General features: G+C 62.2%; 11 protein-coding genes. 4 read left to right on the forward strand and 7 right to left on the reverse strand.

What is annotated here, in order from left to right; translation table 11 throughout:
• Window positions 1-13: 13 nt before the first annotated feature.
• The 5 genes from O0882_RS02190 to O0882_RS02210 all read right to left on the reverse strand — a co-directional run bounded on the left by O0882_RS02190 (window position 14) and on the right by O0882_RS02210 (window position 6,164).
• Window positions 14-1,087, reverse strand: coding sequence for an ABC transporter ATP-binding protein (locus O0882_RS02190; protein WP_289944990.1), 1,074 nt, complete (start codon window positions 1,085-1,087; stop codon window positions 14-16).
• 22 nt (window positions 1,088-1,109) lie between these two features.
• Window positions 1,110-2,900: an iron ABC transporter permease gene (locus O0882_RS02195; protein ID WP_101482233.1), complete on the reverse strand. Its 1,791-nt coding sequence runs from the start codon at window positions 2,898-2,900 to the stop codon at window positions 1,110-1,112.
• Window positions 2,901-2,969: 69 nt separating this feature from the next.
• On the reverse strand, window positions 2,970-4,067 hold the full coding sequence (locus O0882_RS02200; protein WP_289944992.1) for an ABC transporter substrate-binding protein: 1,098 nt from the start codon (window positions 4,065-4,067) through the stop codon (window positions 2,970-2,972).
• 45 nt (window positions 4,068-4,112) lie between these two features.
• Window positions 4,113-5,093 (reverse strand): tripartite tricarboxylate transporter substrate-binding protein, encoded by a 981-nt coding sequence (locus O0882_RS02205; protein ID WP_289944993.1) that lies wholly within the window; start codon window positions 5,091-5,093, stop codon window positions 4,113-4,115.
• Window positions 5,094-5,102: 9 nt separating this feature from the next.
• A complete protein-coding gene (locus O0882_RS02210; protein ID WP_289944995.1) occupies window positions 5,103-6,164 on the reverse strand; it encodes a porin in 1,062 nt (353 codons plus the stop codon).
• Window positions 6,165-6,366: 202 nt separating this feature from the next.
• On the opposite strand from O0882_RS02210, the gene O0882_RS02215 reads away from it, so the two are divergent.
• From O0882_RS02215 to O0882_RS02230, 4 genes are all read left to right on the forward strand, one after another.
• On the forward strand, window positions 6,367-7,089 hold the full coding sequence (locus O0882_RS02215) for a response regulator (RefSeq protein WP_096238615.1): 723 nt from the start codon (window positions 6,367-6,369) through the stop codon (window positions 7,087-7,089).
• Window positions 7,086-8,585, forward strand: a complete 1,500-nt coding sequence (locus O0882_RS02220) for a sensor histidine kinase (RefSeq protein ID WP_289945004.1) — start codon at window positions 7,086-7,088, stop codon at window positions 8,583-8,585. The genes O0882_RS02215 and O0882_RS02220 overlap by 4 nt, the downstream gene beginning before the upstream one ends.
• A 168-nt stretch (window positions 8,586-8,753) precedes the next feature.
• Window positions 8,754-9,314, forward strand: a complete 561-nt coding sequence (locus tag O0882_RS02225) for an outer membrane beta-barrel protein (RefSeq protein ID WP_289945006.1) — start codon at window positions 8,754-8,756, stop codon at window positions 9,312-9,314.
• A gap of 145 nt (window positions 9,315-9,459) precedes the next feature.
• Window positions 9,460-9,813 (forward strand): ribonuclease E inhibitor RraB, encoded by a 354-nt coding sequence (locus O0882_RS02230; RefSeq protein ID WP_289945008.1) that lies wholly within the window; start codon window positions 9,460-9,462, stop codon window positions 9,811-9,813.
• A gap of 155 nt (window positions 9,814-9,968) precedes the next feature.
• On the opposite strand, the gene O0882_RS02235 is transcribed toward O0882_RS02230, so the two are convergent.
• Both O0882_RS02235 and O0882_RS02240 read right to left on the reverse strand, forming a co-directional pair.
• The gene (locus tag O0882_RS02235) at window positions 9,969-11,291 is read right to left on the reverse strand and encodes a homoserine dehydrogenase (protein WP_071076140.1); all 1,323 of its coding nucleotides are present in this window, start codon (window positions 11,289-11,291) and stop codon (window positions 9,969-9,971) included.
• Between the two features lie 77 nt (window positions 11,292-11,368).
• Window positions 11,369-12,598, reverse strand: coding sequence for a pyridoxal phosphate-dependent aminotransferase (locus tag O0882_RS02240; protein ID WP_289945013.1), 1,230 nt, complete (start codon window positions 12,596-12,598; stop codon window positions 11,369-11,371).
• Window positions 12,599-12,750: the final 152 nt, after the last annotated feature.

A 12,750-nucleotide genomic window follows, 5' to 3' on the forward strand; every position in this document is an offset into this window, starting at 1 on the left:
CACCTCGTCACCGTTAAAACACCCAGAGTTTATCGGCCGGCATGTGCAGCCAGTACTTGCCCGCTTCGAGCTTGTGGCGCGAATACGCGCGCAGGCTGATGTTCTCGGCACCGCCGCGCTCGAACAGGCATTCCCAGCGGTCGCCCAGGTACATGCAGGTCAGCAGCGGCAGTTCGATGGCGTTGTCCACCTGCGTGGCGCTGATCTTCACCTCCTCGACGCGGATCATGGTCGTCACTTCCGTGCCCACGTTGGCGCCGCGCGCCACGCCCTGCATGGAGGCGCCATCGATGAGCAGCCGCACCTGGTTGCCATCGCGCTGCACCACCTTGCCGGGCAGGCGGTTGTTACTGCCCATGAATTCGGCCGTAAACAGGGTGTCGGGCGTTTCATACATGCTTTGCGGCGTGCCCTGCTGCTCGATCTTGCCGTTATTGAGCAGCAGGATGCGATCCGAAATGGCCATCGCCTCACCCTGGTCATGCGTCACCATCAGGGCCGACAGGCCCAGGCGCACGATCAGTTCGCGCAGAAAGGCGCGCGCTTCCTCGCGCAGCTTGGCGTCCAGGTTCGACAGCGGTTCGTCGAGCAGTATCACGGGCGGGTTGTACACCAGTGCGCGGGCGATCGCCACGCGCTGCTGCTGGCCACCGGACAGCTGATGCGGATAGCGTTCGCCCAGGTGCCCCAGTCCCAGCTGCGTCAGCACTTCCTTGATGCGCGCGGCGATCTCCGCGCTGCCCATCTTGCGCAATTTGAGGCCGTAGGCGACGTTGTCGAACACGGTCTTGTGCGGCCACAGCGCGTACGACTGGAACACCAGGCCCAGGTTGCGATGCTCGGCCGGCATCTCGAAGTGTTTCGCGCCATCGTAGACATTGCGCTCGCCGATCTGGATGGTGCCCGCCTTCGGGCTTTCCAGCCCCGCGACGGCGCGCAGCAAGGTGGTCTTGCCGCTGCCCGAAGGCCCCAGCAAGGCGACCACTTCACCTTTTTTCAGGTGCATCGAAACACCCTTCAGTATCTGGTTGGCGGCAGCGCCGGTGCCGTAGTCCAGGTACAACTCATTGACGGTCAATTCATTCATGATGTGGTCTCAGTCTTTGTATTTAGTTATGTAACTTCACGCCGAAGCGCAGCGCGATGCCCAGGCCGATGGCCACCAGGGTGATGTTGATGAAGGACAGTGCCGCCACCAGGTCGGTCGAGCCGCCGGCCCACAGCGATACCAGCATGGCGCCGATCACTTCCGTGCCCGGCGAGAGCAGGTACACACCCGTCGAATACTCGCGCTCGAAGATCAGGAAGACCATCAGCCAGGCGCCCAGCAAGCCGTATTTGATCAGCGGCAGGGTGACGTCGCGCGTCACCTGGCCGCGGCTGGCGCCGACGGCGCGCGCCGCCTCTTCCAGTTCCGGCCCCACCTGCAGCAGCGCGGTGGAAATGAGGCGCATGCCGTAGGCCATCCATACCACCGAATACGCCAGCCACAGGGCGAAGATGGTCGAGCGCACTTCGCGCAGCACGGGGATCACATGGCCGCTCAGCCACAGGGCCACGCCGTTGTCCATGCCTTTCAACATGCCGTCCAGCCAGGCCGGTACGAACAGGAACACCCACAGGAACGACAGGCCGGCCAGGAGACCCGGCACGGCGCGCGGCACCAGCACGCTGTAGTCGAGCAGGCGCGTGATGCCGTCCTGCTTGCGGTGCATGGCCAGCGCGATGAAGCTGTAGCAACCCACGGCCAGCGCGCCGCCGACGACGCCGATCAGGATGGTGTTGACAATGCCGCGCACCAGCGATGGCTGGTCGAAAATGTCGCGGAAATGCTGCAGTGTCAGCACGTCGGCCAGGTGCACGCCTTCGCCCCAGTACTGCACGAAGGAGCGCAGCACGATGCCCGTCAACGGCAGGATGATGGTGAAGATCAGCCAGCCCGCCAGCAAGGCAAAGGCCAGCCACTTCCAGCGCCCCAGCGGCATGGCCTTGCTGCGCGCGCCCTTGCCCTTGATCGACACATACTTGTTGGCGGACTTGAGCAGCCAGCGCTGTATCATCACCAGCGGCATGGTCACCATCACCAGGCAGACGGCGACGGCGGCCATCAGGTGGTACGACGGCGTGCCGAGCTTGTTCGTCAGCTTGTACAGATAGGTCGGCAGCACCAGATGGCCTTCCGGATCACCGAGCACCAGCACCAGGCCGAACACCTCGAAGCCGAGGAAGAACACCAGCACGCCCGCATACGCGAGTGCCGGCATGATCATCGGCAGCGATACATTGAGCATCACCTGGATCGGCGAGGCGCCCGCCACGCGGGCCGCTTCCTCGACATCGGAACCGAGGCTTTTCAGTGCCGACGAGGCATACAGGTAGACGTGCGGCACGTGCGTCAGGCCGGCGATGATGACGATGCTGGTGAACGAGTAAATATTCCAGGGCACGAAGCCGAGCAGTTCCTTGGCCCAGATCGAGTAAAAGCCCACGGGCCCCATCGAGACGACGTAGCCGAAGCCCATCACCATCGGCGACACAAAAATGGGCACCAGCAGCATGGGCGCCACCCAGCCGCGTCCAGGCAAATCGGTGCGCACCATCAGAAAGGCCAGCATGCCGCCCAGCGGCACGGCGATGACGGTCAGGCCGAAGGCCAGCATCAGGCCATTCTTGAAGGCCATGGCAAAATCGGGATCATCGAAGATGAAACGGTAAGAGTCAAAGCCGAATTCGCGCACCGGCATGAAAAACGGCGCGTTCAAAAAGCTCTGGTAAAAAATCAGGAACAGCGGCAGGAAAATGGCGATCAGCGTGATCGTCACGACCACGCCGCGCGACCAGTTCAGGCGCGACAAGGGAGAGCGCGACCGTGCAGGCAGCGGCAAGATGGCAGTTTGCATGATGAATCCAATGAATGAAGGGTGCGGCAACCGTCCGCGGACACGCGCCTGCGGACGGCCAGGACGGCATTATTTTTTGCCGGCTGTCTCTTTCCATTGTTTCAGGAAGGCCATGCGCTTGGCCGGTCCCAGAAATTGCAGGATGATCGGGTGCACGGGAATCGGCTTGACGTTGGCCGCGCCGATTTGCTTGATCAGGTCAGCCGACGTGGTTTCGCCCGTGACGTCGGCGCGGATGGCGAACAGCTTGGCGCCGTTGGCGATGATGGTCTGGCCGCGGTGCGACAGGATGTAATCGAGCCACAGCTTGCTGGCGTTGACGTTCTTCGCGTTCTTGTTGATGAACTGCACGCGCGACAGGATCAGGGTGTAATCCTTGGGCAGCACCACGCCGATCGATGGGTCGGTCTTGGCGCGCACCAGGGCATACGAGCCCAGTACGTTGTAGCCGATCAGGTTTTCACCCGACGAGATGCGCTCCATCATGGTGCCCGTCGACGACTGCACGCGCACCTTGGCCGCACCAAACGCGTTTTGCAGCGCCAGGAATTGCGGGTATTCCTTGGCATCCTGCGCCATGAACATGAAGCCGACACCCGACTTTTCGATGTCGTAGGTGGTGACCTTGTCCTTGAATTTCGGCGTGGCGATCAGCTTGACGAAGTCATCGTGATTCTTCGGCACTTCCTTCGGGTCGAGCAATCGCTTGTTGTAGACGATGGCGGCCGGCTCGAACGTGGTGCCGTAAGCCTGGTCGTCCCACATGGCCCAGCCAGGAATCTTCGCCGCTTCGACCGATTTGTACTTGAGCGCATAGCCATCGGAGGCCAGGCGCATCTGCAAGTCCATCGCCGATGACCACATCACGTCGGCAGTGTTGCCGCCCGCCGCCACTTCGGAAATGAAACGGTTGTACACCTCGGTGGAATTCATGTCGTTGTATTCGACCGAAATGCCCGGATACAGTGCGCTGAAGTCCTTGATCAACGGCGCGGCGGCCTTGCTGTCGGTGGCGCTGTAGATCACCACCTTGCCTTCCTTCTTGGCTGCGTCGACGATCTTCTGGTAATCGGCCGGATAGCCGGGCGGCACTTGCGCAAAAGCGCCGCCGGCCAGGCTGGAAAACGCGGCGGCAATGGCGACTTGAAGCAGGGTCTTGGTTTGCATGGGGTTGTCTCCGTCTGTGAAATAGTTTTTTAAATGGGATGTCGTTCAGCGCATCAGGCCAAGCTCATTCGCCTGCCTCGCATACTCGTCGACCGCCTTCCTGACATACGCGGTCAGCTTCGGCCCCGTCAGGGCGAACGGGTACAGGCCTGCCTGCGCGCGCCATTCGGCGAACTGCGGCGTGGCCATGGCACGGTCAAAGGTGGCCACCCAGCGCTGGTAGTCCGCCTCGGGCACCTGCGGCCCCATCCACACGCCGCGGATGATGGGCCAGACCACGTCGACGCCCTGCTCGCGCGCCGTCGGCACGCCGGCCAGCACGCCGGGCAGGCGTTTTTCCGACAGCACGGCCAGCACGCGCGCATGGTTGGCGCTGGCGTTCAGGGTGGCTTCGGACGTGTCGCCCGAGACCACTTGCACATAGTCGGCCTGCATCGCCGTAAACACTTCGCCGCCGCCTTCGAGGGCGACGAAGCGCAGCACTTTCGGGTCGATGCCGGCGTGGCGCGCCACCAGCGCCATCTTCAGCCAGTCCTGGCTGCCGATGGTGCCGGAGACGCCGATCAGCACCTTGTCCGGATGCTGGCGCAGCGCGGCGATCAGGTCGGCCAGCGTCTTGTAGGGCGAATCGCTGCGCACGGCGATCATGCCGTAGTCGGCGCCCAGCGCCGCCACCCAACGCACGTCGCCCGCCTTGGCATTGCCGAACTTGCCCTGCGCCAGATTGAGCAGCGAGCCGCCCGAAAACGCCACCAGGGTGTTCGCTTCCGCGCGGCGGCGCTGCGAGCCCATCGAATGCCAGGCCACCGCGCCGATGCCGCCAGGCAGGTAGCTGATGCGCATGGAACCTGCCGCTGCTGTCACGCCCTCCTGCGCCAGGCCTTTCTTCGCCAGCTTGCACGTCAGGTCCATGGCGCCGCCCGGCTTGGACGGCACCACGCATTCGACCGGCGCTGGCGTAGCCACCTGTGCCCCGGCAAATACGGGCAGCAGGCATGGCAGCAACAGGAACAGGAGGCGCAGCATGGTCATGGCTTAGAAGCGGTGCTGGATGCCGGCGATCAGGCCGCGCTGCGTGTCGCCGAAACCGGCATCGTCGCGCGACAGGCTGACCAGCTGGTTGTGCTTGGCCTTGGCATACGCGCCGGCCACATACAGGTCCGTACGCTTGGACAGGGCATAGCGCACGCGCGCCACGTACATGATCGGATCGGCATCGAGGTTGGCGGCCACGTTTTTCACGTCCTGGTAGTAGATCACGCCCGTCAGGGTGATGACCGGCGTGGTCTTGTAGCTGACGCCGCCCCAGTACAGGGTGCCGCGCACATCAGGCTTGCCAGCTGCCGCCGGGTCGAGCTTGTAGTCGCGCGCCGCCGCCTGTACTTTCCACGGGCCGTCGTCGTACATGGCGCCCAGGTGGTACACGACGTTCTTGTCGCGCGCGCCGCCGGCGATGGCATTGCCGTTCACCCGCTCATACGTTGCCAGCAGGCTGACAGGACCGGCTTTGTAGGTGACGGCCGTCGACAGCTTGGCGCTGTCCGAGTTGCCCGTCGACTGTTCGCCGAAGCCGTACGATGCACCGTAGCTGAAGTCGCCCGTCTTGCCCGAGTACTTGACCATGTTGTCGAAGGCCGTCGTCATGCCGTATTTGCTCGGACCCGTCGCGTTGGCCGAGGTGGCCCACGAGTAGAACGGCGCATAGGCCATCGGATCGAACGGCAGCACGAAGTCATACACGGTGGTGAACGAGCGTCCCAGCACGACGCGGCCAAAAGCGCCTTCCAGGCCCACATTGGCCTGGCGCTTGAACAGCGCGCCATCGGCCGCGCCCGTGTCGACCAGGATGCCGCCTTCCAGATTGAACACGGCTTTCAGGCCGCCACCCAGGTCTTCACTACCCAGGATGCCCCAGCGCGAGGTGTTCATGCCGCCGGAGCTCACTTGCGTCATCGAGCTTTTGTTCGGACCGGCGTTGCTGGTATTGCTGATGCCGGCGTCCAGGCGGCCGTACAGGGTGACGTTCGACTGGGCGTGGGCACTACCGGCAGCGGCGAGCACCGCCATGGCGGCCAGCGAGAATGCAGTTTTGTTCATGTAAAGTGTCTCCCTCAGATATAGTTATTGGTGATATGCCTGATCCATTTCATGAATCAGGATCACACTATATGAGCGCCATCCTTTCAATTGGCTTTCAGCATGACAGGTGTCGCCGGCCAGCCACAACGGACATCAACATATTCATCGCCGCCCCTGCCACCAGGCTTACACTGCATCATTTCAACGAATGGCGGAGACCATGCGCATATTATTAGTGGAAGACCATCTGGAGCTGTCGCACTGGCTGGCAAAGGCCCTGCGCGACGCGCACCTGACAGTGGAGACCGCCCACAACGGCGCCGATGCCGACGCCCTGCTGCACACGCAGGAATACTCACTGGTGCTGCTCGACCTGACCCTGCCGAAGATGGACGGCCTGGACGTGCTGCGCCGCCTGCGCGCGCGTGGCGGCACGCGTGGCAAGACTCCCGTCATGATACTCACGGCGCGCGGCGGCCTCGATGACAAGGTACAGGGCCTGAACCTGGGCGCCGACGACTACATGGCCAAGCCGTTCGAGCTGGCCGAACTGGAAGCGCGCGTAAAAGCCCTGCTGCGCCGCAGCCAGGGCAACGAGGCGCTGGTGCACACCTGCGGCGCGCTCAGTTTCGACACCGTCACGCGCATGTTCAGCTATGCCGGCGCCCCTTTTCCCCTGACGCCGCGCGAACACGCGGTGCTCGAGGCGCTGATCACGCGCTCCGGGCGCGCCGTATCAAAGGAAAAGCTGTTCGACGAAGTCTTCGCGCTGGCCGACGACGTCAATCTGGACGCCATCGAACTGTACATCCACAGGGTACGTAAAAAACTTGAAAACGGCGTGGAAGCCGGTTCGCCCGACGGCGCCGTCATCACCACCTTGCGCGGCATCGGCTACCTGCTGCAGCCGCGCAGCGCCATGGCGCCGGCCACGCCAAAATGAAGGCGTACGCCCCACGCCTGCCCCTGTTCGAGCGCTTGCGCCGGCGCTGGACGCAGGGCCGGCCGTTGGGCAGCCTGCGCAGCCAACTGCTGCGCTGGCTGCTCATCCCGCTGGTGATGCTGGTGCTGCTCGACGCTTTTTTTGTTTACCGCAATGCGCTCGACGCGGCCGACATGGCCTACGACCGCTCCTTGCTGGCGTCGACGCGGGCGCTGGCCGAGCGCGTCTCCATCGTCGGCGGCAAGGTGGTGGCCGAAGTGCCTTACGTGGCGCTCGACAGCTTCGAGACCGACACCCTGGGCCGCATCTACTACAAGGTCACGGGCATCAACGGCGAACTGGTCTCGGGCTATGGCGACTTGCCGCCCGTGCCGAAAAACGTGCCCCGCTCGCAGAACTACCCGGCCCTGGTGCGCTTCTACCACGCCGACTACCACGGCAAGCCGATCCGCATCGCCGCCCTGCTGCAACCCGTGTATGACGACTCGATGCGCGGCATTGCCCTGATACAGGTGGCTGAAACGCTCGATGCGCGGCGCGGCCTGTCGAACCAGATCCTGTTCGATACCCTGAGCTGGCAGGCGGCGATGATACTGGTGATGGGCGCGCTCGTCTGGTTTGCCGTGCGCCTGGTGCTGCGGCCGCTGATGCGCTTGAAAACGGAAGTCGAGACGCGCGCCCTGTCCGACCTGTCCGACGTCGATCCCGCGCTGGTGCACAAGGAAATGCGCCCGCTGGTGAGCGCCATGAACGGCTCCATGTCGCGCCTGCAGCAACTGATCGCCAGCCAGCGCCGTTTCATCGCCGATGCCTCGCACCAGCTGCGCACGCCGTTGACGGTGCTGAAAACCCAGGCCGAACTGGCCATGCGCGAATGCGACCGCCAGGCCGGCACGCCGTCCGACATGGCTGCCCTGCGCGACGTCGTGCGCTCGATCGCCGCCACCACCGATTCGACCGTGCTGCTGGCCAACCGCCTGCTGACCCTGGCGCGCATCGAGCATGGCGGCGACAGCCTGGCCATGCATACCGTCCCGCTGCGTGACGTGGCGCAGCAGGTAGGGCTGGAAATGGCCATGGCCGCCGTCGGCAAGAATATCGATTTATCGCTGGAAGCGCCCGACGACGCGCCCGTACATGGTCAGGCCGTGCTGCTGCACGAACTGCTGGCCAACCTGGTCGACAATGCCCTGCGCTACACGCCGCAGGGCGGCAGCGTGATCCTGCGCGTGCGCGCGGCGCAGGCAGGGAACGGACACGGCGCCGTGCTGGAGGTGGAAGACAGCGGCGCCGGCATCGCGCCCGCCGAACGCGAACGGGTATTTACGCCATTTTACCGGGTGGGCGCGGCACTCGAGAGCAACCCTGGCGGCGCCGGGTTGGGCCTGGCCATCGTGCGCGACATCGCTGCCCTGCATGGCGCCAGTCTGGAACTGGCGACGGCCGCCAATGGACATGGGTTGAAGGTCAGCGTGCATTTCAACGCCGAAGCATGACGGCTGGTGCCAATATGCATTCCATATTATCTGTTGCCTAAAAACAACGGATGCTTTATTTCTAATATTTTTAAGATAATTGCCTTACACAAACATATTCATCCCTATACAATTCGGCTCCCATTAAGCGGCGAGACAGTCTCTCCGCATTAATTATCTAGGATTAATATGAAAAAGCAATTGTTTGCAGTAGTCGTCGGCGCCGCCCTGGCATTCCCTTTGTTTGCACAAGCTGAAAACATTTATGTCGGCGCGAATGTCGGCCGTTCGGAATTGAAATTGTCGGGCGACGAAGTTTCGGGCAAAAAAAACAAAACCGGCTTTAAAGTGTACGCTGGCTACGATTTCACGCCTAACTTCGGCGCAGAAGCCGGCTACGTCAATTTCGGCAAACTGAAAGAAAGCGAAGGCAAGGAATCGCTGAGCGTGGAATCGAGCGCTTTCTACGCAGCAGCCACGGCTACGCTGCCACTGAACGCTGAATTCTCGCTGTTTGCAAAAGCTGGCGTTACGCAAAACCGTACCGAAGTCAAATTGAACCTGATCGGCTTCAACGCCAGTGGTTCGAAAAACAAAACCGCCGCCATGTTTGGCGTCGGCGCTGCTTATAACATCAATAAAAACCTGTCGGCCGTTGCTGAATATGAAAACTTCGGTAAAACGCTGAGCCAAGATGGCATGAAAGTGAAAGCCGACCTGCTGTCGATCGGCCTGCGTTACAAGTTTTAATTCACGCTCGCGCGCATCAGAATCAAGCCGTTGTTAACGGCTGATAAAAAAAACCGGCTATACCGCCGGTTTTTTTATGGGCGAATGGCGTGCAGGCGGCATGGATGCTAAGATCGCGCCCTGAGATTTTAATGAAGGCCCCGCCATGATGACCAAAGAAGATGTAAGCGAACTGTTTGCCAATATCGCCGAGAACGCGCCGTGGGATTTATCCCAGCCGCTGCTGTGGGGCTATTACTTCACCAACCCCACTTCCGAACCGCTGGAGCAGGCCGCCACCCTGCTGGCGCTGCAGGGCTACCGCCCCGTGGAACTGTACCAGCCCGAACTGGACGACCCGGCCGCCGCGCCCGTGTGGGTGCTGCACGTGGAACAAGCGGAGGTGCACAGCGTCGACAGCCTGCACGCGCGCAATGGCGAACTGATGGTATTTGCCCAGGAAAACCAGCTGGCCAGCTATGACGGCATGGATGTCGGTCCCGTCGGTACCGCAGCGTAGGTCGAATCAGGTCCGAAGGACCGTCATCCCACAGCACCATCGGCCACGCCAACAATGTTGTCGGATTACGTGCGGCCTTGCCGCACTAATCCGACCTACATCACAAACGAAAAACGGCGCCCGCGGGCGCCGTTTTGCGTGGATCGCTGAAACGATCAGCTGAGGTTTTCCAGGCGGATCTTGGTGACCGTGCCCACCACGCTATTCAACGCTTCCATCTTTTCGATGGCGGCCGTGACGTTCTTTTCCTGCGTCTGGTGCGTCAGCATGATGATGTCCGTATGCGTCTCGCCCTCGGCCGGCTCCTTCTGCAGCATGGCGTCGATCGAGATGCCGCGTTCGGCCAGGATGCGCGTCAGGTCGGCCAGCACGCCCGGCTGGTCGGCCACGTGCATGCGCAGGTAGTAGCTGGTGGTGATTTCCGACATCGGCAGGATGTCGATGTTGGTCATCGCGTTCGGCTGGAACGCCAGGTGCGGCACGCGGTGTTCCGGGTCGGCCGTGGCCAGGCGCGTGATGTCGACCAGGTCGGCGATCACCGACGAGGCGGTCGGCTCGGCGCCCGCGCCGCGGCCCGAGTACAGGCTGGCGCCGACGGCGTCGCCATGCACCAGCACCGCATTCATGGCGCCTTCCACGTTGGCGATCAGGCGCTTGGCCGGGATCAGGGTCGGATGCACGCGCAGCTCGATGCCTTCCACGCCATTGACGGTGGCGCGCTTGGTGATGCCCAGCAGCTTGATACGGTAGCCCAGCTGCTCGGCGTAGCGGATGTCGACGGCGTTAAGGTTGCTGATGCCTTCCACGTAGGCCTTGTCGAACTGCACCGGGATGCCGAAGGCGATGGCCGACATGATGGTGGCCTTGTGTGCGGCATCGACGCCCTCGATGTCGAAGGTGGGATCGGCTTCCGCGTAACCGAGTTCCTGCGCCTGTTTCAGCACGGTGGCAAAATCGAGGCCCTTGTCGCGCATCTCGGACAGGATGAAATTGGTGGTGCCGTTGATGATGCCGGCGATCCATTCGATGCGGTTCGCCGTCAAGCCTTCGCGCAACGCCTTGATGATGGGGATGCCGCCGGCGACGGCCGCTTCGAAGGCCACCATCACGCCCTTGTCCTGGGCGGCGGCAAAGATTTCGTTGCCATGCACGGCCAGCAGGGCCTTGTTGGCCGTCACCACGTGCTTGCCGTTGGCAATCGCCTGCAGCACCAGGGTTTTCGACAGGTCGTAGCCGCCGATCAGTTCGACGACGATGTCGATCTCGGGATCGTTGACGATGAGCATCGGGTCATTGACGACCTTGCAGGCGCCGGCGACCAGCGCTTCGGCGCGCGCCACGTCGCGCACGGCGACGGCGACGACTTCAATGCCGCGGCCCGCGCGGCGCTTGATTTCTTCCTGGTTGCGTTTCAGGACGCTGAACGTGCCGTAACCGACATTGCCCAGGCCCAGCAGGCCGATCTTGATGGATTTCATAGTTGTGCTTGACTGCTCATAAGTGGCGCCCCCTTTGGGCGGCGCCAGGTTGATCGAGATTGCTGCTGCTGGCTGCTTCAGCCCTTGCCGTGACGCTTGCGGTAACCTTCGAGGAAGCGCGCGATGCGCCCCATGGCCTCGGTCAGGTCATCGGAGTTGGGCAGGAAGACGACGCGAAAATGGTCGGGCGCGATCCAGTTGAAACCGGTGCCCTGCACGATCAGGACCTTCGCCTCGGCCAGTAATTCATAGGCAAACTGCTGGTCGTCGGCGATCGGATAGATCTCCGGGTCCAGGCGCGGGAACATGTACAGCGCGGCCTTCGGCTTGACACAGGTGACGCCCGGGATATCGGTCAGCAGCTTGTGCGCCAGGTCGCGCTGTTTCAACAGGCGCCCGCCGGGCCCCACCAGGTCTTGTATGCTCTGGTAGCCGCCAAGCGCCGTCTGGATGGCGAATTGCCCCGGCGCGTTGGCGCATAGCCGCATCGAGGCCAGCATGTTGAGGCCCTCGATGTAATCTTTTGCGTGGCGCTTTTCGCCCGAAACCACCATCCAGCCGGAACGGTAGCCGCAGGAGCGGTAATTCTTCGACAAGCCGTTCATCGTGATGAACAGCACGTCGTCGGCCAGCGAGGCGATCGACACGTGCTCGGCTTCGTCGTACAGCACCTTGTCGTAGATCTCGTCGGCGAAAATGATCAATTGGTGCTGGCGCGCCAGGTCGACGATCTGCTGCAGCACGGAAACCGGGTACAGCGCGCCGGTGGGATTGTTCGGGTTGATGACGACGATAGCCTTGGTTTGCGGCGTGATCTTGCGGCGCATGTCCTCGATGTCGGGATACCACTCGTTCTGCTCGTCGCACACATAATGCACGGGATTGCCACCCGACAGGCTGACGGCGGCCGTCCACAGCGGGTAGTCGGGCGCCGGCACCAGCACTTCGTCACCGCTGTTGAGCAGGGCGTTCATCGACATGACGATCAGTTCGGAAGCGCCATTGCCCAGGTAAATGTCATCGATGGTCACGCCGGCGATATTCTTGCCCTGCGTGTAATGCATGACGGCCTTGCGTGGCGCGAACATGCCTTTCGAATCCGTATAGCCGGCCGCATTCTGCAGATTGAGCATCATGTCGCGCACGATTTCATCGGGCGGATCGAAGCCGAACACGGCCAGATTGCCGATATTGAGCTTGGTGATCTTGTGGCCTTCTTCTTCCATTTGCCTGGATTTTTCCAGGACCGGGCCGCGGATGTCGTAGCAGACGTCCGCCAATTTATTCGATTTCTGAATCGGTCGCAAAATAAATCCCTGTCGTGATGCGGCGCGGCCGGCCTACGCTTGCAGCATGAAAGCCGCGCCAGAACTGTGAACCCGTGAGACTGCAATGCGAAAACAACCATTCTCGCCGAAAGCAGGCCATTTTATCAAATTAAACATGGCAAATTGCAGCA

It is taken from the genome of Janthinobacterium sp. SUN073, assembly GCF_030397665.1.
Classification (GTDB): Bacteria; Pseudomonadota; Gammaproteobacteria; order Burkholderiales; family Burkholderiaceae_D; genus Janthinobacterium.